The following is a 24,005-nucleotide window of genomic DNA, read 5'->3' on the forward strand; positions in this document are numbered from 1 at the left end:
CCGTCAAGAACCACATCTCCCGCCTCCTCGCCAAGCTGGGCGTCCAGCGCCGCGTCCAGGCCGCGGTCCTCGCCTCCCACCTGGAACAGCCGGAGACCGGGGGCCGACCGGCGAAGTAGGCCGCCGGGGACCGAGCCCAGGCCCAGGTCACCAGGACACCACGACACACGCGAACCCACTCCCGGCAGCCGAGCGAAGCGGCTCGCCGAGGGTTGGGACGGCGCGGACCGCCGCACAATGGTGGCGAGCGAGTCCGGGACGTCCGAGTCCGAGTGAAGGTGTCCAGGGAGGGCGTGCGATGACGGAGAACACGGGCGGGGCCGACGCCGAGCGGCTGCGGCTGGCGGAGGCCGACGCGGGGCGGGTGCCGTGGCGGCGGTGGGGGCCGTACCTCAGTGAGCGCCAGTGGGGCACGGTCCGCGAGGACTACAGCCCCACCGGCGACGCGTGGTCGTACTTCACGCACGACCAGGCCCGCTCCCGTGCCTACCGCTGGGGTGAGGACGGCATCGCGGGCGTCAGCGACGACAAGCAGCGGCTGTGCTTCGCGCTCGCGCTGTGGAACGGCCGCGACCCGATCCTCAAGGAGCGGATGTTCGGCCTCACCAACGCCGAGGGAAACCACGGAGAGGACGTCAAGGAGTACTACTTCTACCTCGACAGCACACCGACCCATTCGTACATGAGGTTCCTCTACAAGTACCCGCAGGCGGAGTTCCCCTACGACGAACTGGTGGCCGTCAACCGCGACCGGGGGCGCGGCGACTTCGAGTACGAGCTGCTGGACACCGGTGTCTTCGACGAGGACCGCTACTTCGACGTGTTCGTGGAGTACGCCAAGGCCGGTCCCGAGGACCTGCTCGTCGAGATCACCGCGCACAACCGCGGCCCCGACGAGGCCGCACTGCATCTGCTGCCGACGCTGTGGTTTAGGCACACCTGGTCGTGGGCGGGCGGCACCGCGGTGCCCGGCCTGCGGCGCACGGACGGCGCGATCCTCGCCGAGCATGACGAACTCGGCACCCACCGGCTGTACTTCGAGGGCGGGGCGGAGCCCCTCTTCACCGAGAACGACACCGACAACGAGCGCGTCTTCGGCAGCCCCAACGCCACCCCGTACGTCAAGGACGGCATCGGCCGGTACGTCGTCGACGGCGAGCAGGACGCCGTCAACCCCGGGCACACCGGCACCAAGGCGTCCGTCCACCAGGTGCTCACCGTGCCCGCCGGCGGCAGCGCGACCGTCCGGCTGCGTCTGACGCGCGATGAACCCGCCGACCCGTGGGGCGGGTTCGGGCAGGTGATGGACGCGCGCCGGGCCGAGGCCGACTCCTTCTTCGAGGGGGTCGTCCCGGACGGCCTCGGCGCGGACGAACGGCTGCTGGTGCGGCAGGCGCTGGCCGGGATGCTGTGGAGCAAGCAGTACTACTACCTCGACGTGGAGCGGTGGCTCGCCGAGCACGGCGTCGATCCGCTCGCCGCAGACCCTCGGGTCCGCAACAGCGCCTGGTACCACATGGTCAACGACGAGATCATGTCGATGCCGGACACCTGGGAGTACCCGTGGTTCGCGGCCTGGGACCTCGCCTTCCACACCATCGCGCTGTCCATGGTCGACATCGGCTTCGCCAAGTCGCAGCTGGAGCTGCTGCTCCGCCGCCTGTATCTCCATCCCAACGGCCAGATTCCGGCGTACGAATGGAACTTCGGCGACGTCAACCCGCCGGTGCACGCCTGGGCCGTCCTCTTCGTCTACGAACTGGAGAAGCACCGCACGGGGAGCGGTGACCGCGCCTTCCTGGAGAACGCCTTCCAGAAGCTGATGAAGAACCTCTCCTGGTGGCTGAACCGGAAGGACGTCGACGGCAACAACGTCTTCCAGGGCGGGTTCCTCGGCCTGGACAACATCGGGGTCTTCGACCGCAGCGCGCCGCTGCCCACCGGCGGCCACCTCGACCAGGCCGACGGCACCGCGTGGATGGCCCTGTACTGCCAGAACCTGCTGGAGATCGCGGTCGAGCTGGCGGTCGACAACCCCGTGTACATCGAGCAGGCCCAGACGCTGTTCGAGCACTTCGCGTGGATCGCGGTCGCCATGAACCGCATCGGCAAGGACAACGCGAGCCTGTGGGACGAGGAGGACGGCTTCTTCTACGACGTGCTGCGGCTGCCCGACGGCAGCGCGACCCCGCTGCGGGTGCGCTCCCTGGTCGGTCTGATCCCCCTCGTCGCGACCAGCGTGGTGGGCGCCTGGACCGACCAGCGGTTCCCCGAACTCGTCGAGGGCGCGCGGGAGTTCGTGCGTCGGCATCCGGCCGTCGAGGGGCTGGTCGCCTCCCACCCCTCGCTCGGGTCCGGCGCGGCGGGACGGCATCTGTTCGCGCTGTTCGACGAGGACCGGCTGCGCCGGATCCTGACCCGCATGCTCGACGAGGAGGAGTTCCTCGGCCCGCACGGCATCCGCTCCCTGTCCCGCCACCACGCCGCGCACCCCTACACGTTCGAGGTGCACGGGGAGACGTACGGCGTCGGCTATCTGCCCGCCGAGTCCGACTCGGGCATGTTCGGCGGCAACTCCAACTGGCGCGGCCCGGTGTGGTTCCCGGTCAACATCCTGCTCGTCCGCGCGCTGCTGAACCTGCACGCTTACCACGGTGACGGCTTCACCGTGGAGTACCCGACCGGTTCCGGCCGGCAGCTGAACCTGTACGAGGTGGCCCGGGAGATCTCCGGCCGGCTCACCTCGACCTTCCTGAGCGACGACGACGGCCACCGCCCGGTGCACGGCTCCCAGCCCAAGTTCGCCAAGGACCCGCACTGGAAGGACCTGATCCTGTTCTACGAGTACTTCCACGGCGACAACGGCGCCGGCCTCGGCGCCTCCCACCAGACCGGCTGGACCGGCCTTGCCGCGGTCACCGCCACCCTGTTCCATGTCGTCGGCGCGGGAGACTGGGGCGCCCTGCGGGAGGAGCCGCTGTCATGACGGTGATCTACGAGATCAACACCCTGGTGTGGCTCGGCGAGTTGGGCGGACGGTACGGGCGGCCGGTCACCCTCGGGGACGTCCCGGTCGAGGTCTGGGACGAGGTGGCCCGGCCGGGCGTGGACACCGTGTGGCTGATGGGTGTGTGGCAGCGCAGCCCGGCCGGGCTGCGGATCGCCCTGGACGACCAGGAGTTGCTCGCCTCCTTCCGCGCGGCGCTGCCCGATCTCACCGAGGCCGACATCGCCGGGTCCCCGTACTGCGTCCGGAACTACGTGGTCGACGACGCCCTCGGCGGTCCGGAGGGGCTGGCCGCGGCCCGGGCCCAACTCGCCGCGCGCGGAGTGCGGCTGATCCTGGACTACGTCCCCAACCACGTGGCCCCCGACCACCCCTGGCTCACCGAGCGGCCGGACTGCCTGGTCCGGGGCACGCCGGACGACCTGGCCCGGGCGCCGGAGTCGTTCCTGGAGGCGGGCGGGCAGGTGTACGCGCGCGGCCGCGACCCGTACTTCCCGCCCTGGCCGGACGTGGTCCAGCTGAACGCCTTCAGCGAGCGGCTCCGGGCGGCGACGGTCGAGACACTGGTGTCGATCGGCGACCAGGCCGACGGCGTGCGCTGCGACATGGCGATGCTGCCGATGAACGACGTGTTCGCCAAGACCTGGGGCGACCGGGCGGGGCAGGTCCCCGCCGAGGACTTCTGGCCGTACGTCATCCGCGCGGTGCGGGAGCGCCACCCGGGTCTCCTCTTCGTCGCGGAGGCGTACTGGGATCTCGAATGGGCGCTCCAGCAGCAGGGTTTCGACCACTGCTACGACAAGCGGCTCTACGACCGCCTGGTCCACGAGGACGCCGACTCCGTCCGCGCCCATGTGCAGGCCGGTCTCGGGTACCAGCGCGGGCTCGTCCGGTTCCTGGAGAACCACGACGAGCCCCGGGCCGCCGCCACCCTGCCGGGCGAAAAGGAGCGGGCGGCGGCCGTGGCCGTGGCCACCCTGCCCGGCGCGACCCTCTGGCACGAGGGCCAGTTCGAGGGCCGCAGGGTCCGCCCGCCCGTGTTCCTCGCGCGCCGGCCCGAGGAACCGGCCGACGCGTCCCTGCGCGACTTCTACGACCGTCTGGTGGCCGCCGTGGCCCCTGTCCGCGACGGCGACTGGCAGCTGCTGGACTGCACCGGCTGGCCGGACAACGACACCCACCGCAACCTGCTCGCCTGGTCCTGGAGCACGGCCCGGGAACGCTGCCTGGTCGTGATCAACTACTCCGGGCAGCCCGCCCAGGGGCGGGTTCCGCTGCCCTGGGACGGACTGCGCGGGCACTCCTGCCGGCTGACCGGGCTGCTCGACGGCGGCACCTACGACCGGGAGGGCGACGAACTGGCCGACCCGGGCCTGTTCGTGGCGCTGGACCCCTGGAGCCGGCACCTGCTCTCGCTCCCCCGGTAGTCGGGGCGGAGATTCAACTTCGCCCACTCCCGCACCAGTTTCCGTCGCTCGAACGAACGAATGACGCAGCTCTTCGACCATCATGCGTCAGACACGGAGACGCCGTCCCGGCGCCGCTCCCCTCGGCCTACGGTCCCTGCATCGGACGGGGACGCCGAGAGCCGGTCCCGTCGCAACCGACATCCGAAGGGGAGGCGCCGTCATGGCGAGCGTGGAAGTGTCGATGAAGGAAATGATGACCGCGGTCGAGGGGGCCCTGGGGGCCGCGGTGGTCGACTACACCAGTGGGATGGCGCTGGGGACGCTGGGCGGGGGCAAGGACCTCGATCTGACGATCGCCGCGGCCGGGAACACGGACGTCATCCGGGCCAAGGTGCGCACGATGGAGCAGCTGGGCCTCAAGGGCCGGATCGAGGACATCCTCATCACCCTCGAAAGGCAGTACCACCTCATCCGGCTGATCACCGGCCGCAGCGGGAACGGGCTGTTCCTCTACCTGGTTCTGGACAAGGAGCGCTCGAACCTCGCCATGGCCCGTCACCAGCTCAAGCGGGTCGAGGAACAGCTCGAGGTCTAGAGGCGATCCCGAGTCCGGGGCTCCGTGCGCCCACGATGTGAAAACTTCTTCAAGTCACCAAGTGACCACATCAGCATGATTCCAAGTCATGCCTGCACAGGGCTCCGGGCGGCAAGGATCGGCTGTACAGGGCCGGTGCGGCGGTGCCGCGAGGCGCCGCCGCACCCGACACCCCCTCCCGACCCGACCGGCAGAGAGCGAGCGGTCATGCAAGTCCCCCTCTACCAGGCCAAGGCGGACTTCTTCCGCATGCTCGGGCACCCCGTGCGGATCAGGGTCCTGGAACTGCTCCAGCACGGGCCGGTCCCGGTCCGGGACCTGCTCGCCGACATCGAGATCGAGCCGTCCAGCCTCTCGCAGCAGCTGGCGGTCCTGCGCCGGTCCGGCATCGTGGTGTCCATCCGGGAGGGTTCCACCGTCAGCTACGCACTGGCCGGGGGCGATGTCGCCGACCTCCTGCGCGCCGCCCGCCGTATCCTCACCGAGCTGCTCAGCGGGCAGAACGTGCTGCTCGCCGAGCTACGGCAGGCCGACGCGTCCGCCTCGCCCCTGTCCGCGGGCGACCCGGTGAGTTCAAGGCTGGTCAAGTGACGCGCGCAGGTCGAGTCCCATGGGGTTGTCCAGGGGAATGTCGCCCTCGCGCACCACGGCGTGGGTCAGCGGGCGCAGGAGCCGGGTGAGTTCCTCGGTCTCGCCGGTGGTCAGCGCGTCGTAGGCGGTGGCCGCCAGTCGGTCGGTCCGTTCCTCGATCCGGGCCTTGAGCCGGCGTCCACGCACGGACAGCCGGCCGTCCTCCAGGAGTCCTCGCTGTTCGAGGGCGTCGTACCTCGCCCTCCACTCCGCTTCGTCGAAGTCGCGGGCCGGCCCGTAGACCGCGCGCGGGATCCCGCTCGCGGTCGCGTGCAGGACATGCGACTCGCGGCCGCCGATCCCGGCGGCGACCAGAGCCGCGACGTGACCGTCGCCGCGGTGTTCCCGAAGCAGCGTCGCGGCCTGCCACAGCCGGGCAAGGGGCTCCTCGGGCACGGGCAGGGAGCGGTTGGCGGCGAAGAGCGCCCGGCCTTCGCGGGGAGCCGACCGGGCGGCCCGCGTGGCGAGCTCCGCCGCCCGGGCCACCTCCGCGCCGTCGGCCGCGGGGCCGAGTGCCCGGCGGAGCGCACGCACCGATCCTCGTACGCGTGCTTCGAGGGCCTCGTCCGGCGGGGCGAAGCTCCAGGCCGCCGGCAGGGCACGGCCCACCCGCTCGTGGGCGAAGTTGTAGAACAGCGCATGCACGACGTCGGCTCCGGCACTGCCCAGGGGAGCGGCCCGTCCGGCGAAGTAGCCCATCCAGAAACCGCGGTAGCCCGCCGCCCTGAACTCCTCCAGCGGCTCGGGGGCGAAGTAGACGACGGCGTGGATCGGCTCGACCAGCCCCCACAGGTCCCGGGCGGCGCCGGCGCGGGTCGGCATGGATGCTGATACTGACATGGCTCTCTTCTACGCCCCGATCGGGGCCCGTGTCCCGCATCGCGAACAGCGGGCCACGGAAGCGGAACCGCAGCCGACGTGCAGCCCCTGGATACCTCTGCTACTCGCCGCCGTAGGGAAGCGTCGTCCCCGGCAGGTTGTACTCGTCGCGGCGGCCGCACATCCCGAACCCCCCGAGCCGCGTGGGCGCGGTCTCGTGCGCGGTGGCCTCGCCGAGGTACCCCGGCTCGCCGGCCTGCAGCGCGTCCAGCTGGGCGCCAGTGCGCTCGGCGGTGGCCAGTGCGCCGGCCCGCCACAGCTCGCGCCAGCGGGGCACCTTCCCGCGCACCAGCCGGGCGGCGGCCCGCTGGAACTCGGCGTACGGGCCGTCGTCCCCGGCGACCAGCGCCTCGCGCAGCCCGAGGTAGCCCTCGACGGCGAGGTCCCGGCGCCGCCGGGCGGCCTCCTCCACCTCGGCTCCCGTACCGGGTGGCAACGTTGCCACGGCCGCGTACCGTTCGGGGTCGGCGAGCACCTCGGGCGGGAAGGTGAAGACGGCGTCCCCGGCTTCCGGCAGCCCGCTGTTCTGCATCAGCACGGTGATGCGCAGGTCGCCGCCCTGCACCATGCGGTGCACGGTGCCCGGGGTGAACCAGGCGACGGATCCGGGCTCCAGCGGGATGTCCCGGTAGCCGTCGGGGCTGAGGGTCTGCACGGCACCCCGGCCGCCGGTGACGACGTACGCCTCCGTGCACACCAGGTGGAGGTGCGGGCTGCCGCCGCAGACGCCGTCGGCGGCCTCCCAGTCGTAGGCGCTGAGGTGGGACAGGCCGACGGCGCCGGGGAGGGGGTGGGGCAGCGCGGGCTTGGGCGTGTTCACCGCTGCGGGCCCGTCAGGGGTGTTCACCACGGCAGGCCCTCCAGGTGGGCGGCGACGCGGTCGGCGTCCCAGGCGCCGTCGGCGAAGACGATCCGGTAGCGGTAGGCGAAGGACTCGCCGGGCGGCAGGTCGAACTCCTCGAAGAACGCCCAGGAGAACGCGGCCGTGGGGATCGGTTCCGCGCGCACGAACCAGTGCGACTCGTGGACCGGCGTCCGCCCGTCGAGGTTCTCGGGGACGTGCGCGAAGACGATCGTCGAGTGCGCGTCCACCTCGTCGTGCTCGGCGGTGTACGCGAGCCAGGGGCCCTGGGTGCCCATCAGCTTCTCGGCGCCGGTGACGGCGTCCGGGCCGAACGCGGTGCCGCCGGTGAAGTCCCGGGGCCCGCGCCACTGCAGTCCGGTGTATCCGGCCATCTCGCGGCCCTCGGTGGTGGGGGAACCGAAGGTCAGCGGCTCGTCGCGGACGTTGGTGAGATGGATCGACCAGTCGAGCGCCCAGGCGCCGGCCCGCCCGTCGACGGAGTGGACGGTGAGCCCGCGCACCTCCCGCGCCCACTCGGCGCCGCCGTTCGCCACCCAGGTCAGCCGCTCGGTGCAGGCGAACCGGTCGTCCGCGACGGCGAACTCGGTGAATCCGTCGTGCCGCATGGAGCCGACCCGCTCCGGCAGCACCTGGTAACCCCGGCCGTGGACGTAGGTGTTGCCGCCCCAGAAGTTCTGCCCGGACAGGTGGCTGGCCGTCATCTGGAGGCCCTTGTGCCAGCGGTGGTCGCTCGGCCGGTAGCCGGTGACGGTCCGCCCGGCCAGGGTGCGCACCGGGTGGGCGTACGGCTTGCGCGCCTCGTACGCCTCGGGGTCCGGACGGTAGACGTAACGGAGGATCTCGGTGCCGTCCGGTGCCGCGACCGCGATGTGCTCGCCGTGGACGTGGCTGACACGGATGCTCATGCGCGCTCCTCGGTGGGGGCCCAGTGGGGGTGGTCGCCGTGCATGGCTGCGTAGTAGGGGTCGCCGGGGCCGATCTCGCCCGCGTGCACGGGGCGGCCCGTGAAGGCCGACTTGTACAGCGCGGCGGCGAATTCGAGGGTGGCGCGGGCGTCCGGGCCGCTGCCCGGCGGCCGTACGCCCGCGTCCTGGGCGTCGAGCACCGCGCCGAGCTGGGCGGTGTGCGAGCTGGGCACGTCGGCCGAGGGGGTGCGCCAGGCGTCGGCGCGCGTGGCGGGGACGTGCGGGGCCGGGGTGTAGACCCAGTCCTCGTTGCGATGGCCGTACAGGTGGGTGAGCTCGACGGTGGCGTCCGTGCAGTCGACCCGGATGCGGCTCACCTCCTGCGGCGAGAGCACGCTGTTGACGACGGTGGCGAGCGCGCCGTTCGCAAAGCGGACCAGGGCGGTGGACACGTCCTCGCTCTCCGTGTCGTGGACCAGGCGGGCCGCCATGGCCCGGATCTCCGTCCACGGGCCGAGCAGGTGCAGCAGCAGGTCGTACTGGTGGATGCCATGGCCCATGGTGGGCCCGCCGCCCTCACTGGCCCAGGTGCCGCGCCACGGGACGGCGTAGTAGGCGGCGTCCCGGTGCCAGGTGGTCTGGCAGTGCGCCACCAGCGGGGCGCCCAGCTCGCCGCCGGTGATCAGCTCGCGGGCGTGCACGGCGCCGGAGCCGTAGCGGTGCTGGAAGACGACGGAGGCGTAGCCGCCGGAGGCCTCCTCGGCGGCGGCGATCTCGTCGTACTCGGCTAGGGACAGGCACAGCGGCTTCTCGCACAGCACCCAGGCACCGGCCTTGAGCGCGGCGACCGTCTGCTCACGGTGCAGGGAGGGGGGTGTGCCGACCAGGACGAGGTCGGGGCGTACGGCGTCCAGCATGGCGTCGACCGAGGTGTACCCGGCGACCTGGCTGCCGCTGGGTCCGGCGAGTTCGCGGAAGGCGTCGAGGCGGGCCTGGTCGACATCGACCGCGGCAACGAGTTCGGCACGGTCGGCATGAGCGCTGAGGGCGGGCAGATGGCTGCCGCCGACGATCGCGCCGGTGCCGATCACGGCGACGCGGCGGCGGGCGGGGTGGGGGGACATGCGGTCCTCCTGGGAGTGCCGGCGACCAAGACGAGGGGAAAGCGCTTGCCCTGCGGGCGACCCTAGGTCCGGAGGAATGTCAGGACAACCCCCCGCGCAGCGATGGCGCAGAGAAGCTCCCGAAAAGGCTCTGTGCCTGTTTGTCCGCGTCCGGGCATGCGTCGACGCCGGCCGTCCGGAGGGGACGGCCGGCGTGCCCGGCGGACCGGCAGGGGCGGTCGGGTCAGCCGGAGACCTGCACCACCACCGTCGCCCCGGCCTTCACGGTCGGCGTGGCGTAGGTGTACGTCACGCCGTTCACCTTCTTGGTGCGCACGTGCTGCGGGACGCCGTTGACCTTGATCTTCTTGTGGACGCCCGGGAAGCGGGCCTCCCAGTGGTAGGCCCCGCCGCGCGCGTTGTTGGTCAGCGTGGTCCTCGTCGAGCCGTCGTGCCGGACGGTGATCGTGTCCTTGCCGATGGGCACGTCCGCCGCCTGGAGCCAGTCCATGCCGGAGGGCAGCCGGGACTGGGTGGTCACCGTGCGGTCCGCGGCGTCCGGCGCGATGCCCATCAGCCCCTGGACGGTCTGGCTGACCAGGGTGAACGACACCTCCGGGTAGTCGCCGTTCGGGCCCTGACTGGAGTTGACGTGCTGGATGTCCCGCTCGCCGTAGATCTTCTTCATCCACGCCCAGGCGGTGTCGTTGCGGTTGTTGTTGAAGAACATGTCGGGCAGGTACGTCGTGGACTCGATGTTGGGCGAGCCCTGCGGTCCCAGTTCCTGTGCCTCGATGTAGTCGAGGTAGGCGTCGTTGCGCGGGCCGGGGTCGATGATCTGCTTCATCGGCATGAAGACGCTGTTCTCCTTGCCCCAGCCGGTGACCGGGGTGCCGGAGACGGTGTAGGCGCGGACCATGTCGGCGCCGCTTCCGGTGCCGCTCCAGGTGTCGTTGAAGTACTTCTTCAGATCGGCGGCCCGCCGGTCGTACGTCCTGGCCAGCTTGGTGTCGCCCTTGCCGCGGGCGAGCACGGCCATCGCCAGGTACGCCTGGTACTCGGTGGCGATGGTGTCCCCGGCCTCGGCAAGGTCGTCGCCGTCCTGCTCGTTGTAGCTGGCGGCGCCGGCGAAGATGCCCTGGCCGGTGCCCTCGGCGACCTTGACCTTGCCGTTGTCCTTGGCGGAGTTGTGCAGGTCGATGAACTGGTCGGTGGCGTGCCGGTAGAAGTCCCAGAGCACCGGGTCGTCGACGTATGTGCGGTCGCCGGTCCAGAGGTAGGCCTGGGCGGCCTTCTCGACGAGTTCGAAGACTGCCGGCACCTCGCGGACGAAGTTGTCGGGGCTCTTGTAGTCGATGCTCAGGTACGTCTTGGCGTCGAAGTTGAGGGACCACACGGGGAAGTACTTGTGCTCGGCGGTGGCCGATGCCGCGTAGGAGCGGAGCATCGTCTCGTTCTCGGTGTCGAGGCCGAGGAGGTGGGCGCCGGCGAGCTGGTGGGTCATGTCCCGGGAGTAGTAGGCGCTGCGGTTGGCGTATCCGGCCCAGTAGGTGGGCTCGTACGTCGCGGTCCCGGTGCCGCCGGTCTGGTACTCGTCGACGTTGACCGGGCCGGTGGTGCCGGGCAGCTGCACCCAGCTGTTGGCCTTCTTCCTGGCCCAGACGAACATCTCGGCGATCTCGGGGTCCGAGGAGGTGACCTCGGGGTCGGCGGACGCGGCCGGCGAGATCATCAGGTCGTCGGCGTTCACCCAGGCGCTGCCCGAGCCGAAGACGATCTCCAACCGGTCGCCGGTCTTCAGCCGGACGTTGCTGATGGTGTACCTGGCATAGCCGGCGTGCTGCGGCAGCTCGACCGTGCCGACGGTCTCGCCGTTGCGCCGGATCGTGTACGTGCCGCCGGTCCCGGCGCTGCCGATCCACGCGGAGAAGTCGTAACTGCCGTTGCGGGGCGCGACGATGGTCTGCTCGGCGCTCTTGCCCGCTCCGGCGTCGAGGTAGAGGAAGTGGCTGCCGCCGTGGCGGTTGCCGGTGCCGACGCCGGTACCCGGACCGAAGGTCCAGCCTGTCCCGCCGTTCTCGAAGCCCGGGTCCTGGATGGCGAGTTGGGGGGCGGTCGATCCGGCGCCGGACGCGGCGGCCGCGCCCTGTCCCGGCGCCGCCGTGGCCGACAGCGCGGGGGCCGTCGACATGAGGAGGGCAACAGCGGTGAGCAGCACGAGTCTTGAGGGCTTCATCGGAACTCCCGGTCTTCGGTGACGGCGGGTGGGGCGGCCGAGTGGCCGCAAGCTAGCAGGGGCCGATGAGGCGGTTCAATGGTCATGCGGAAGAAACATGCAAGACACGCAGTCCACATGCGATTCCGCATTGCAGGTCGGAATGAAAGTTTTCACTGATCTCTTGCAAGCGGGACGGCGCGCTTGCTAGCTTCCAGCCGCGTCACGCGTTCGTCGCGCATGACCGTCCGTGACGAGCGGGCACGTATCATCGACGGCCGGCGCACGGGTGACGGAGGGAACCGCATGAAGGTCGGCATCACCGAGGTCGCGGTCCGGGCACAGGTGAGCGAGGCCACGGTCAGCCGTGTCATCAACCGGCGCCAGGGCGTGTCGCGCAAGACCCGCGAGGCGGTCGAGCAGGCGATGGCCGAGCTGGGGTACGAGCGGCAGACGCAGGGCCACCTCGTCGCGGTCATCACGGAGTTGGTGTCCAACCCGTTCTTCGCCGACGTCTGCGAGCGGATCGAGACCACGCTCGCCCCGCACGGGCTGAAGACGATCCTGTGCCCGTGCTTCCCCGGCGGGGTGCAGGAGCTGGACTTCCTGACGTCCCTGGCCGACCGGGGTGTCGCCGCCGTCGTCTTCCTCTCCGCCAGCAACACGATCGAGGGCGCGGACCCACAGGCGTACGAACTGCTGCGCTCGCGCCGGATCCCGTTCGTCGGGGTCAACGGCCAGTTCGAGGGCGGGGACGAGGCGCCGGTCTTCTCCACCGACGACCTGCTGGCCGCCGAACTCGCCGTCGACCACCTGTACCGGCTCGGTCACCGCCGGATCGGCATGGCGTCGGGGCCGGTCGGCAACCGCCCGGCCGACCGCCGGGTCAGCGGCTTCGTCTCCTCGCTCGCCCGGCGCGGCGTCGAGGACCCGGAGCAGTGGGTGGTGCGGCAGTCGTACACCGTCGAGGGCGGCCAGTCCGCCGCGATCTCGCTGCTCGGCCGGGGCGCCACGGCCGTCGTCGCCGCCAGCGACTACATGGCGCTGGGCGCGATCCGGGGCGCGCGCCGCCAGGGGTACGACGTCCCGGGCGACGTGTCGGTCGTGGGCTACGACGGCGCCATGATCATGGACTTCGTCGACCCGCCGCTCACCACGGTCCGCCAGCCGGCCGACCGCCTGGCCTCCGAAGTGGCGCGCAGCATCATCGCCCTGGTCGGCAACCGCGACGTCCCCGTCGGTGAACTCCTCTTCGACCCCGAACTGGTGATCCGCGCGAGCACGGCGCCGCCGAAGCAGGAATAGGCGGATCGGGTCTCCCCTGATTCATCGGATCTGTAGGTACTGAACACGTCACTCATGTACCACGCACAGCAGAAATGCCCGGGTGGTCGGCCGACATGGGCATTGATTCGCACATTCATCGGATGTTTCGTGGCTCACGGATGCTCCCGGAGGGGCTATGTCGCGGTTCGTGTTTCTAGGAGTGGCACTCGCGTTGCTGGGAGGTGGTGGAGCCGGTCCGGTCGCCGCGGCGCCGAGACCGTCGGCGCCCGTCGTGGTCGACGTGGACGCCTACGGGGCGGATCCCACCGGCCGGACGGACTCGGCGCCCGCGGTCACCGCGGCGCTGCGGCATGCCAGGAGCCTGCACCGGCCGGTCAGGATCGTGTTCTCGAAGGGCACCTATCAGCTCTATCCCGAGCGGGCCGAGACACGTGAGCTCTACGTGTCCAACACCGTGGGCGCCGACCAGCGGTACCGGGACAAGAAGATCGGACTGCTCATCGAGGACATGCACGACGTCACCGTGGACGGCGGCGGGGCCGAGCTCGTCTACCACGGTCTCCAGACGGCGTTCGCGTCGATCCGGTCCACGAACGTGACCTTCACGAACTTCTCCTTCGACTACGCGGCCCCCGAGGTCGTCGACGCGACCGTGGCCGACGCCGGCGTCAAGGACGGACACGCCTACCGCGTCCTGTCGATCCCCGCCGGCAGCCCGTACCAGGTGAACGGCGCGCACATCGGCTGGCTCGGCGAGACCAGCCCGGCCACCGGGCAGCCGTACTGGTCGGGTACCGACGGACTGCAGTACACCCAGATACACGACCCGAAGGCGCAGCGGACCTGGCGCGGGGACAACCCGCTGTTCAACGACGTCGCCTCGGTCACCGACCTGGGCCACCGGCGGATCCGGATCGACTACACCACCTCGGCGCGGCCGGCGGACGCCGGGCTCGTCTACCAGATGCGCAACATCGAGCGGACGGAACCGGGCGCGTTCATCTGGCAGTCGAAGAACGTCACCCTGCGCAGGATGAACGCCTACTACCTCCAGTCCTTCGGTGTGGTCGGGCAGCTCAGCGAGAACATCACGATCGACCGGGTGAACTTCGCGCCCGATCCGGCGTCCGGCCGCTCCACGGCCTCCTTCGCGGACTTCGTGCAGATGTCCGGGGTGAAGGGGAAGGTCTCGATCACCAGGAGCGTCTTCGACGGCCCGCAGGACGACCCGATCAACATCCACGGCACCTACCTGGAGGTCGTCGGGAAGCCCGGACCGTCCACCGTCACCCTCGCCTACGAGCACCCGCAGACCGCCGGTTTCCCGCAGTTCGCCCCCGGGGACGAGGTCGAGTTCACCGACAAGCGCACGATGACCCCGCTGACGGACGCGCACGCGGTGGTCACCGCGGTCGACGGGCCGAGCGGCATGGCCCACGACAAGCCGCTGACCACGATGACCGTCACCTTCGACCGGCCGGTCCCCGCCGGGACCGAGATCAACGGCACGGTCGTGGAGAACGTCACGGCCACCCCGTCGGTCGTCATCTCGCACAACGTGTTCCGCAACGTCCCGACCCGCGGTGTGCTGGTCACCACCCGCAAGCCCGTCCTCATCGCCGACAACCGGTTCGACGGGATGTCCATGGCGAGCATCTACGTCTCCGCCGACGCCTACCAGTGGTACGAGTCCGGTCCCGTCAGCGACCTCACCATCCGCGGGAACACCTTCACCCGGCCCAGCGGCCCGGTCGTCTTCGTGGAGCCGACCAACCAGGTCGTCGACCCGGCGCACCCGGTGCACCACGGCATCAAGGTCGAGGACAACAGGTTCGACGTCGGTGACGTCACGGTCGTCGACGCCAAGAGCGTCGGCGGGTTCGCCTTCACCGGCAACACCGTGCGGCGGCTGGACAAGGCCGACGCACCGCCGTACACCTCGCCGCTGTTCGTCTTCCACGGCAGTACGGGCATCCGCATCGCCGACAACCACTACGACAAGGGGCTGAACACGTCCGTGGTCACGGACTGAGGCAGCCGGCTCCCCGGCGGCCGACGGCAGTTGCCTCCGTCGGCCGCCGTTCGTGCGCGGGAGGTGCCCCGAGGGTCCGCGCGGGTACCGGTGCGGGGGCCAGGTCCTCTTCGGCCCAGACCACCTTGCCGCCCGGTGCGGAGCGGCAGCCCCATCGTCGGGACAGCCGGGCGATCAGGAAGAGGCCACGACCGTTCTCGTCACTGGTGCGGGCGTTGCGCAGGCGCGGGGAACAAGTGCTCGTGTCGAACACTTCGCAGGTCAGGACCTGGTGCCGGATCAGGCGCAGGCCGATCGGGCCGCTGCCGTGGCGGACCGCGTTGGTGACCAGTTCGCTGACGATCAGTTTCGTGGGGTCCTCCAGCCCCTCCAGGCCCCATTCGGCCAGCTGGCGGGCTGCCATGTGCCGGGCGTGGCGGGCGGCGGTCTGGTCGCCGGGCAGCGTCCAGCAGACGGCCTGGGCGGGGCTGAGCGTGCGGGTCCGGACGAGGAGCAGCGTGGAGTCGTCGCAGGGTGCCCGCCCCTGCAGGGTCCCCAGCGCGCGGTCGCAGAGGTCTTCCAGGGACCGGCTGGGCTGTGCCAGGGCGGTGCCGAGCCGGTGCATGCCCTCCTCGATGTCGTCGTCGCGGGTCTCGATCAGGCCGTCCGTGTACAGCGCGAGGAGACTTCCCTCGGGCAGCTCCAGCTCCACGGCCTCGAAGGGGACCCCCAGCCCGACGCCCAGCGGGGTTCCGGTGGGCAGGTCGGGGAAGCTGACCCGGCCCTGCGGGTCGACGACCGCGGGCGGGGGGTGCCCGGCCCGTGCCATGGTGCACCGGCGGGTGACCGGGTCGTAGACCGCGTACAGGCAGGTGGCGCCGAGGGGCGCGGGGCACCGTTCCAGGGTGTCGGTGTCCGCCTCGGCCAGTCGCTGGACCGTGTCGTCGAGGTGGGTCAGCAACTCGTCGGGGGGCAGCTCCATGTCGGCGAGCGTGCGTACCGCGGTGCGGAGCCGGCCCATGGTCGCGGCGGCGTTGATGCCGTGTCCGACGACGTCGCCGACGACGAGCGCCACCCGTGCGCCGGACAGCGGGATCACGTCGAACCAGTCGCCCCCCACGCCGTGGTCCATGTCGGCGGGGAGATAACGCGAGGCGGTCTCGACCGCCGTGCCGCCCTTGAGGCGGTGCGGGAGCAGGTTGCGCTGGAGGGCGAGGGCCGTGGTGTGTTCGCGGGCGTACTGGCGCGCGTTGTCCAGCGACAGTGCGGCGCGGCCGACGAGTTCCTCGGCGAGGAGCACGTCGACCTCCTGGAACGGCCGCGAGTCCGTGGTGCGGACGAACACCGCCATGCCCAGCAGGACGCGCCGCGCCCGGATGGGTATCACCATGAGCGAGTGCATGCCGTTCTCGCGGATCTTCCGCGCGCGTGCCGGGTCGTGGTCGATCCAGGTGCCCGGAGCGGTGTCCAGGACCGGCTCCAGATGGGGCCTCCCGGTGCGCAGGACGTCGGTGAACGGTGCGGCGGGCGGCCAGGGGACCGCCTCGCCGCGGCCCCACGGGGACTCCGGGATCCCGTGCCGGATCGAGGCCAGACCGGCGCGCCGGAACACGGGAAGGCTGCCGTCCGACGGGCCGACCCGGACCGGGGACCCTTCGCCGTAGGTGACCGACTGCTCCAGGTCGACGGCGACGTAGTCGGCGAGCAGGGGTACGGCCAGGTCGGCCAGCTCCTGGCTGGTCCGCATCACGTCCAGGCTGCTGCCGAGCCGGGTGCTGCCCTCGCTGAGGATGGCCAGGCGATCACGCGCCCGCCGGCTCTCGGTGACGTCGACGTTGATGACGCACACCCCCAGCGCGCGGCCGTCGGCGCCCTGGAGACAGAAGATCGAAGCCGCGAACGTGTGCTCCTCGGGCGGGCTGGACGGCAGCCACGCCCGGTAGTCGTGGACCGTGGCGGGCCCGCTCCGGACGACCTCCCGCATCGCGGCCTCGAGTGTTTCGGCCTCGCGGCCGGGCAGCACATCGGTGAACCGGCGTCCGAGGCGCCGGTCGCGGGGGACGCCGTCGTGGCTCTCCATCGTGTCGTTCACCCAGGTGCACCGCAGGTGCGGGTCCCGCACGACGATGCCCATCGGCACGCGGGCGAGCAGGGACTCCCGGACCGATCCGTCCGTCGCCTCCCCCGAGGCCGTGCCGATGTCGGTGACGGACACGAGCCACCGGACCGTGTCGTCCTGCCCCCACAGCATCGAGACCCGCAGGCTGACGTGGAGCCCGTGACCGTCCCGGTGGCGTACCGTCGCCGTGCCCGACCAGCCGTGCTGGGCGCGGCACTGCTCGACGAACTCCGGTGTCGTCGGGGCTTCCTCGCAGGACAGCAGTACGACGGAGGCCGAGCGGCCCACGACGTCGGCGGCGGAGTGCCCGACCAGCCGCTCGGCGGCCCGGGTCCAGCCGACCACCGTCCCCTGCTGGTCGAGCATCGCGATCGCCGACTCCGCGGGCTCGCGGATGTTCGGATGGTCGCCGGGGGTCATTTCATCAGTGCTGATCATCGAACCGTTGTCCTCGGAGTAGCCGGCGGCGGGGCGGACCCGCACGACGGAAGCGAAATCAAGTAGCGATTTGCCCCTTTTCACCGCATTGACCGAACACTGCGGCGATCCGTGACAACGCGGACCCCCTGCGGGGGGCCGGTGCGGACATATGGTGCCGCCGCGTGCGCCATGCGGGAGGACGGCGCGACGCAGCCGCGCCTCGCCTCGCCTCGCCCAGCCCTCGAGGAAGGAGACCGTCTCGGCGAGCGGCCGGCCGGTCACGACGTAGGCATGCCACGGCTGGGGGTTCGAACCGGACGGCGCCCAGGCCGCGGCGGACAGCGCCCGCTCCGGCGCCTCCTCCGGGACCTGCCGGTCGCCGCATCCGCGCACCCCCGCCGGCTCACGACCGTTTCGTAGGCACCCAAGACCGTCCGCCTCCTTGTCCGCGCCTGCCGGTCGCGTCGACACATCGGCCGGCAGCGATCGGAAAATGCGACAGGGAGCCCGGCTCGCCATGAGGCGGCAGCCGCGTCAGGGCCGCGGCGTCGGCGGAACCGGGCCCATCGGCCCGTGGACGGTCACGCGTCGGCCTGTATGAACCCGTGGCTCCGCTCGACCTTCGCCACATGCAGCGTGTAACTCCGGTACCACTCGGCCCGCCCGCGCTGTTGCGCCGCGCGGTGCTCGGCATCGCGCCGCCACCGCGCGAGGGCGTCGGCGTCGCGGAAGTACCCGACGGTGATGGACAGTCCACCAGGAGTGTGCGCCTGGTCCATCCCCAGGAACCCGGGGACGTCCTTCACCAGGTCCTCCATACGTGCGGCGGTCTCGCTGTAGCCGCTCTGGTCCTGGGTGCGCACCGCAGTGAACACGGCCACGCAGTACGGGGGTTCATAGGCCTCGACGGGCACGACAGGCGCTTCGGCGCGATCACTCATGGCGTCACTGTAGGGCAGCACGCACCCGCCGATCCGGCGGAGCACCGGCCCGCCCGACCGCTTGCCGAGACTGGATCGGCATAAGGTATATATCGGACAGTAGGCCTCGAGGAAAGGTGCATGCCATGAAGTTCGCAGTCATCGGCGGAACCGGGCTGATCGGGTCACGGGTCGTGGCGGACCTCAACGCGGCCGGGCACGAGGCCGTGCCGTACTCGCTGTCCACGGGCGTGGACATCCTCACCGGTCAGGGACTGGAGGAGGCCGTCGCGGGCGCCGACGTCGTCGTCAACCTGACGAATTCCCCGACCTTCGACGACGCCTCGTTCGCCTTCTTCCAGACCTCGATGGACAACCTGCTCGGCATGAGCGAGAAGGCCGGGGTCGGGCACTTCGTCATCCTTTCGATCGTCGGCGTGGACCGCGTGCCCGATCTGGACTACTACCGGGCGAAGGTGCTTCAGGAAGACCTCCTCAAGGCCGGGCCGGTCCCCTACTCCATCGTCCGCGCCACGCAGTTCATGGAGTTCATGGACGGCACCCTGGCCATGACCACCGACGGCGACACCGTCCGCCTGCCGCGCACGCCGATCCAGCCGATCGCCGCCGCGGACGTCGCCGCCACCGTCGCCGATGTCGCCGCGGGCAAGCCCCTGAACGGCGTCCTCAACGTCGCGGGTCCCGACGTCTACCCGCTCGACGAACTCGGCCGAGTCACCCTGTCGGCCAAGGGCGACAGCCGTTCCGTCGTCACCGACGACACCGCGGGCCTGTTCGCCGCCGCCCAGGGGGATGTCCTCACCGCGCCGAAGGGCGCCCGGATCGCCCCCACGCACTACACCGACTGGCTCTCCTGAACCAGCGACCCGACGCCGGCCGGTGAGCGGCGGTTTCCGCGCCGTCGGCAAAGATCGGTGCGCTGCGTCATGTGGCCGGCCTGCCTGCCAAGTTCACATGCCCGAACCGCGCTCAGGCCATCACCGTCGTCGGACTCGGTCTCGAAGGTGGCGTCGAGCCAAGCCGCCGCTCCCGCCAGGCGATGTGGCGATGAGTATCCTGCTCCACCCGAACGGGGGCAGTCACTGGGCCAGTTGTAGGGCAGGAACTTCCCGTCGAAGGTGATGACGACATGCTCGGCCCCGTCGTGGGTCGCGCGCCCGATGTCCAGCTTGAAGTTGATCGCGCTCATGATCCCGTCGCCGAACTGCTCGTGGATCAGCTCTTTCAAGGCCGGGCCGTAGACCTGCAGCGCCTCGTAGAGGCGGTAGATCGTCGGATCGGTCGGTATCGCGGTGGGAAGTGCGCCGCGATACGGAACGGCGGCGAGCACCGGCACGGCTTCCGCCGGCAGGTCGAGCAGTTCGGCGACCTGCCGTGCGCTGTCCGGTGGAAGTGGGTGCTGCCCGAGCAATGCCGCGGTGGTCCACACCAGCGGCCGGCCGATGGCGTCAGCCAACTGCTGCCACGTGTAGCCCTTGGCCAGTCTGCTGGAAACGATGGCAGCCGTTGCCTCGTCGCGGGTCATGCCCGGTCGGTGGTCGCTCGGCGCCGGTTGCGCACCGCCGTGCGCCGTGTCTTTCCCCGCGTCGTTCATCGCTGTGAGACCTCTCTGTCCAAGGGTCCGGTGGATGCTCGGGCCGCGACCGGTGTTCAGACGAGCGCCGGTGCGGGAGCGGGCAGGTACGGGTTGATGTTGCGCCAGGCGCGCTCCATGTATTCCTCCTTCTCGCCGACCGGGGCGACGTAGTGCAGCGCGCCGTCAGCGGCCTCCTTGCCCGCGAGGCGGGCGATGATCCAGGCGGCGAGGTAGTGCGAGGCCAGGCAGCCGCCGGCGGTGGCGATGTTGTCCCTGGCGTAGAAGGGCTGGTTGAGTACCTCGACGTCGGCGGCGACGACCCAGGGCTTGGTGATCAGGTCGGTGCAGGCGGGGATGTCGTCGAGCAGGCCGAGCCTGGCCAGCACCAGCGCGCCGGAGCACTGTGCCGCGATGAGCTGGCGCGTGGGGTCCAGGCTGCGCAGGACGTCCATGATCGCCGGGTCTTCGACGACCTCGCGGGTGGCGATGCCACTGCCGACGATGACGGCGTCGGCGGCGCACGCCTCCTCAAGAGTGGACATCTGCTCGATGGTCACCCCGTTCATCGACGTCACCCTGGGGCTGGGGGTGGCGATGGTGACGCGCCAGTCGTCGGACTTGATGCGGTTGAGCACACCGAGTGCGATCAGGGAGTCGAGCTCGTTGTAGCCCTCGAAGGTGAGGATGGCGATGTGCACGGCGGCTGTCCTTCCGGGTGGGTGGGTCTTGACCGTAGGGACCGGCGAGCAGGACAGTCAAAGAATTGTCATGCGTACAATCCGGTGCATGGCAGCCTCGCGGTACAAGACGCTGGTCGACGCGCTCGCTTCCGACATCCGGGCCGGGCGGCTCGCCGCGGGTGTACGGCTGCCGACACACCGCGGGCTCGCCGCCCGTGAGGGCATCGCCGTGGTGACCGCGACCCGTGTGTACGCCGAGCTGGAGACGATGGGCCTGGTGAGTCGGGAGCAGGGCCGCGGCACGTTCGTGCGCGACCTCGCGGTTCCCGCCGGCCACGGCATCGATCAGCAGGTCGTCGCCACGGACGCGGTCGACCTCAACTTCAACTATCCGTCGCTGCCCGGCCAGGCCGACCTCCTCCGGCAGGCCCTGCGCGAGGTGGCCACCTCCGGTGACATCGACTCGCTGCTGCGCTACCAACCGCATCGAGGACGCCCCCAGGACAGAGCCTCGATCGCACGGCACCTCAGGCGTCGGGGAATCACCACCGACGCGGACCGGATCCTCATCGCCAACGGCGCGCAGCACGGCCTGGCCATCACCGTCATGGCCACGCTCAACGCCGGCGACGTCGTCGCGGTCGACGCACTCACCTACCCGGGTTTCAAGGTGCTCGCGCATGCCTTCCATCTCGACCTGGAGCCCATACCCGCAACCGCCGACGGACCGAATCTCGATGCCCTTGAGAAGCTGTGCGCGACCCGCCCTGTGCGCGCGATCTACACCATGCCCACCCTGCACAACCCGCTGGGCTGGGTCATGCCGGCGACCGACCGGACCCGCCTGATCGAGATCGCCCGACAGCACGGTCCGCTCATCATCGAGGACGCCTCCTACGCCTACCTGGCCGAGGACCCTCCACCACCGCTGGCCGCAACGGCGCCGGACATCACCGTCTACGTCTCGGGACTGTCCAAGAGCGTCGCCACCGGCCTCCGGGTCGGCTTCGTCGTCGCCCCGCCGTCCGCGGTGCCGTCACTCGAACGCGCGATCCGGGCGACCACCTGGAACACCCCGGCCCTCACCACCGCGATCGCCTGCCGCTGGCTCGACGACGGCACGGTGGACCACCTGGAAGCGCGGAAACGAGACGACGCCGAGGCCCGCCAAGCGCTCGCCCGGCAAGAGCTGGCAGGTCTGCCCCTCATCGGCCACCCCTCGTCCTACTTCACCTGGCTGCCGCTGCCCGACGACGCACGCGCCGATCGCCTGACGGCCACCCTCGCGCGCCGGCGCATCTCGGTCACCACGGCCGAGCCCTTCAGCACCTCGATCCACACACCGCAGGCGATCCGCCTCGCTCTGGGCTCGACCGACCTGGACAGTCTCCGGTCGACGCTGCGTACGGTGCGACAGGTCGCCGTTGAGGACGCCTACTCCTGAACGGCGCCGGAGGCCTGGTCAGCTCGCCGGGTCCAGGCTGCCGACGAACCTCGCCCGCATCTCCCCGAAGGCCGCGTCGTCCGTTCCGAGCGATCCGAGCGTGGACTCCACCGCCACGCGCATCATGAACGCCGACGGCGAGGTCGCCGCGGCGCTGTCGGTCGTGGTCAGCAGTGGGTCGGTGGATCTGCACACGCTGCGGCCCGCGGTCATCGCGGCGGGCCTCGCCGTGTCCCGCGGACTCGGCCGGCAGCCATCGGCCGGGGTGTGGCGGGGAGGCGGCTGACGCCGCAGCGGCGCGCCCGACCGCGCGCCGCCATGACCACCCTGAACCAGGGCTCAGCCGCCGCGCCGCACCCGGGCCGCCTGGCGGGCCTCCGCGAGCTTGCGGGCCTCGCTGCTCTTGCGGGACGGCCTGCCACCGGAGCCGTCCCTCGCGTCCTTGGTGCTGCCCAGGCCACGGAACGGGGCGTTGTGGTTCTTGGGGCGCGGTGCGGCCGGCCCGCCGTCGAGGGGTATTCCGGAGGGGGCCTTGGCGCCGGTGATCCGGCTCAGCTCCGCCTCACCGGACCGCACTTTGGTGACCTTGGGGGCGACGTCGGCGTCCGCCATGACCTGGCTCGTCTCGCGGCGCTGTCCCGGCAGGACGAGCGTCACCACGCTGCCGGAGCGGCCGGCCCGGGCCGTGCGGCCCGCGCGGTGCAAATAGTCCTTGGGGTCGGTGGCCGGGTCGACGTTGACCACGAGGTCGAGGTCGTCGATGTGCAGGCCGCGCGCGGCGACGTTCGTCGCGACCAGGGCAGTGACCTGCCCGTTCTTGAACTGGGCCAGGGTCCGGGTGCGCTGCGGCTGGGACTTCCCGCTGTGCAGGGCGGCGGCGGCCACGCCGCTGGCCCGCAGATGCCGGGTGAGCAGGTCGACGCCGTGCTTGGTGTCCAGGAACAGCAGGACGCGGCCGTCCCGGGCGGCGATCTCCGTGGTCACGGCGTACCGGTCCGGGCCGTGCACGACGAAGACGTGGTGCTCGATCGCCAGGACCGCGCTGGACGAGGGGTCCACGGAGTGGACGGCGGGGTCGCGCAGGTAGCGCTGCACCAGCTGGTCGACGTCGCGGTCGAGGGTGGCGGAGAACAGCATCCGCTGCCCGTCGGGACGCACCTGGTCCAGGATCTCGGTGACCTGCGGCAGGAACCCCATGTCACACATCTGGTCGGCCTCGTCCAGGACCGTGATGCGCACGTGTCCCAACCGGCATCCCTTGCGGTCGACGAGGTCGTGCAGTCGGCCGGGCGTGGCGACGACGATCTCGGCGCCGTCCCTCAGCGCGGCGGCCTGCCGTCCGATGGACACACCGCCCACCACGGTCGCGAGCCGCAGCCGCAGCGCCTCGGCGTACGGGGAGAGCGCCTCACCGACCTGCTGGGCCAGCTCCCTGGTGGGCACCAGAACGAGCGCCAGCGGCTCCTTGGGCTGCGCGCGCCGTCCGGCCGTCCGGGCGAGCATCCCCAGGCCGAAGGCGAGCGTCTTACCGGATCCTGTACGGCCCCGGCCCAGGACGTCCCGTCCCGCGAGCGCGTTCGGCAGCGCCGCCGCCTGGATGGGGAAGGGCACCGTCACACCGTGCTCGTCGAGCGCCCGCAGAATCTCGGCCGGCAGCCCCAGCTGCCCAAAGGACGCGGCCGCGTGGGGCGCAGCAGTGGCGCCCGACGCCTCGGACACGTGGTTCCGCTGCCGGGCATCGGCACGTGCTGATTCGCTCACAGAAAGCCTTCCTCCAAAGGAACCGTACCGAGGAAGGCGCGGCGGGGACGCGGCCACCGGCCAGGGACTCCGAACCGGATACCGACACAGCGACGCTGCAAAGATTTAACGCTAGCACAGGGCACGCCACCCCCAGCGCCCCATGGCCGCGCCGCTCG

The 24,005-nt window shown here is 71.0% G+C and carries 18 protein-coding genes and 3 pseudogenes; 10 read left to right on the forward strand and 11 right to left on the reverse strand.

Annotated features, from left to right (window positions below; all coding sequences use genetic code 11):
* From ACFWPQ_RS32210 to ACFWPQ_RS32230, 5 genes and pseudogenes are all read left to right on the forward strand, one after another.
* Positions 1 to 119: pseudogene (locus ACFWPQ_RS32210) on the forward strand (DNA-binding response regulator); the annotation flags it as partial.
* 179 nt (positions 120 to 298) lie between these two features.
* On the forward strand, positions 299 to 2,986 hold the full coding sequence (locus ACFWPQ_RS32215) for a glucosidase (protein WP_384042480.1): 2,688 nt from the start codon (positions 299 to 301) through the stop codon (positions 2,984 to 2,986).
* Entirely contained in the window at positions 2,983 to 4,434 is a 1,452-nt protein-coding gene (locus ACFWPQ_RS32220; RefSeq protein WP_384042483.1) for an alpha-amylase, read from the forward strand. Before ACFWPQ_RS32215 ends, ACFWPQ_RS32220 begins: the two co-directional genes overlap by 4 nt.
* Before the next feature lie 202 nt (positions 4,435 to 4,636).
* On the forward strand, positions 4,637 to 5,011 hold the full coding sequence (locus tag ACFWPQ_RS32225) for a hypothetical protein (protein ID WP_361304363.1): 375 nt from the start codon (positions 4,637 to 4,639) through the stop codon (positions 5,009 to 5,011).
* 207 nt (positions 5,012 to 5,218) lie between these two features.
* Positions 5,219 to 5,602 carry a metalloregulator ArsR/SmtB family transcription factor gene (locus ACFWPQ_RS32230; RefSeq protein ID WP_361304366.1) on the forward strand — a complete coding sequence of 128 codons (384 nt, stop codon included), beginning with the start codon at positions 5,219 to 5,221 and terminating at the stop codon, positions 5,600 to 5,602.
* On the opposite strand, the gene ACFWPQ_RS32235 is transcribed toward ACFWPQ_RS32230, so the two are convergent.
* From ACFWPQ_RS32235 to ACFWPQ_RS32255, 5 genes are all read right to left on the reverse strand, one after another.
* Complete coding sequence (locus ACFWPQ_RS32235) at positions 5,585 to 6,463, reverse strand: MarR family transcriptional regulator (protein WP_384042487.1); 879 nt, start codon at positions 6,461 to 6,463, stop codon at positions 5,585 to 5,587. The two genes, ACFWPQ_RS32230 and ACFWPQ_RS32235, sit on opposite strands and share 18 nt — an antisense overlap.
* A gap of 118 nt (positions 6,464 to 6,581) precedes the next feature.
* Positions 6,582 to 7,367 (reverse strand): cupin, encoded by a 786-nt coding sequence (locus ACFWPQ_RS32240; RefSeq protein WP_384042792.1) that lies wholly within the window; start codon positions 7,365 to 7,367, stop codon positions 6,582 to 6,584.
* Entirely contained in the window at positions 7,364 to 8,290 is a 927-nt protein-coding gene (locus ACFWPQ_RS32245) for a PmoA family protein (protein ID WP_384042491.1), read from the reverse strand. Before ACFWPQ_RS32245 ends, ACFWPQ_RS32240 begins: the two co-directional genes overlap by 4 nt.
* Positions 8,287 to 9,414 (reverse strand): Gfo/Idh/MocA family protein, encoded by a 1,128-nt coding sequence (locus ACFWPQ_RS32250; protein WP_384042494.1) that lies wholly within the window; start codon positions 9,412 to 9,414, stop codon positions 8,287 to 8,289. The genes ACFWPQ_RS32245 and ACFWPQ_RS32250 overlap by 4 nt, the downstream gene beginning before the upstream one ends.
* A 223-nt stretch (positions 9,415 to 9,637) precedes the next feature.
* The gene (locus ACFWPQ_RS32255; RefSeq protein WP_384042496.1) at positions 9,638 to 11,629 is read right to left on the reverse strand and encodes a hypothetical protein; all 1,992 of its coding nucleotides are present in this window, start codon (positions 11,627 to 11,629) and stop codon (positions 9,638 to 9,640) included.
* 285 nt (positions 11,630 to 11,914) lie between these two features.
* On the opposite strand from ACFWPQ_RS32255, the gene ACFWPQ_RS32260 reads away from it, so the two are divergent.
* Together ACFWPQ_RS32260 and ACFWPQ_RS32265 are read left to right on the forward strand one after the other, a co-directional pair.
* Entirely contained in the window at positions 11,915 to 12,913 is a 999-nt protein-coding gene (locus ACFWPQ_RS32260; RefSeq protein ID WP_384042499.1) for a LacI family DNA-binding transcriptional regulator, read from the forward strand.
* 157 nt (positions 12,914 to 13,070) lie between these two features.
* Positions 13,071 to 14,927: a right-handed parallel beta-helix repeat-containing protein gene (locus ACFWPQ_RS32265; protein WP_384042502.1), complete on the forward strand. Its 1,857-nt coding sequence runs from the start codon at positions 13,071 to 13,073 to the stop codon at positions 14,925 to 14,927.
* Here ACFWPQ_RS32265 and ACFWPQ_RS32270 read toward each other — a convergent pair.
* The 3 genes and pseudogenes from ACFWPQ_RS32270 to ACFWPQ_RS32280 all read right to left on the reverse strand — a co-directional run bounded on the left by ACFWPQ_RS32270 (position 14,917) and on the right by ACFWPQ_RS32280 (position 18,386).
* Positions 14,917 to 17,463, reverse strand: a complete 2,547-nt coding sequence (locus tag ACFWPQ_RS32270) for a SpoIIE family protein phosphatase (protein ID WP_384042795.1) — start codon at positions 17,461 to 17,463, stop codon at positions 14,917 to 14,919. The genes ACFWPQ_RS32265 and ACFWPQ_RS32270 overlap by 11 nt on opposite strands.
* Before the next feature lie 267 nt (positions 17,464 to 17,730).
* Positions 17,731 to 17,964 (reverse strand): annotated as a pseudogene (locus tag ACFWPQ_RS32275) (nitroreductase family protein); the annotation flags it as partial.
* Between the two features lie 62 nt (positions 17,965 to 18,026).
* Positions 18,027 to 18,386, reverse strand: coding sequence for an antibiotic biosynthesis monooxygenase family protein (locus tag ACFWPQ_RS32280; protein ID WP_384042505.1), 360 nt, complete (start codon positions 18,384 to 18,386; stop codon positions 18,027 to 18,029).
* A 125-nt stretch (positions 18,387 to 18,511) separates the two neighbouring features.
* Between ACFWPQ_RS32280 and ACFWPQ_RS32285 the strand changes: the two genes are divergently transcribed.
* Entirely contained in the window at positions 18,512 to 19,243 is a 732-nt protein-coding gene (locus ACFWPQ_RS32285; protein WP_384042507.1) for an SDR family oxidoreductase, read from the forward strand.
* A gap of 239 nt (positions 19,244 to 19,482) precedes the next feature.
* Here ACFWPQ_RS32285 and cynS read toward each other — a convergent pair.
* Positions 19,483 to 19,911: pseudogene (cynS, locus tag ACFWPQ_RS32290) on the reverse strand (cyanase); the annotation flags it as partial.
* 125 nt (positions 19,912 to 20,036) lie between these two features.
* Positions 20,037 to 20,660 (reverse strand): DJ-1/PfpI family protein, encoded by a 624-nt coding sequence (locus ACFWPQ_RS32295; RefSeq protein ID WP_384042510.1) that lies wholly within the window; start codon positions 20,658 to 20,660, stop codon positions 20,037 to 20,039.
* An 88-nt stretch (positions 20,661 to 20,748) separates the two neighbouring features.
* Between ACFWPQ_RS32295 and ACFWPQ_RS32300 the strand changes: the two genes are divergently transcribed.
* Entirely contained in the window at positions 20,749 to 22,086 is a 1,338-nt protein-coding gene (locus ACFWPQ_RS32300) for a PLP-dependent aminotransferase family protein (RefSeq protein WP_384042513.1), read from the forward strand.
* Between the two features lie 100 nt (positions 22,087 to 22,186).
* Positions 22,187 to 22,372, forward strand: a complete 186-nt coding sequence (locus tag ACFWPQ_RS32305; protein ID WP_384042516.1) for a hypothetical protein — start codon at positions 22,187 to 22,189, stop codon at positions 22,370 to 22,372.
* A 53-nt stretch (positions 22,373 to 22,425) separates the two neighbouring features.
* Here ACFWPQ_RS32305 and ACFWPQ_RS32310 read toward each other — a convergent pair whose 3' ends face one another.
* Positions 22,426 to 23,805, reverse strand: coding sequence for a DEAD/DEAH box helicase (locus ACFWPQ_RS32310; protein WP_384042798.1), 1,380 nt, complete (start codon positions 23,803 to 23,805; stop codon positions 22,426 to 22,428).
* Positions 23,806 to 24,005 lie beyond the last annotated feature (200 nt).

It is taken from the genome of Streptomyces sp. NPDC058464 (assembly GCF_042721035.1).
Lineage (GTDB): Bacteria > Actinomycetota > Actinomycetes > Streptomycetales > Streptomycetaceae > Streptomyces.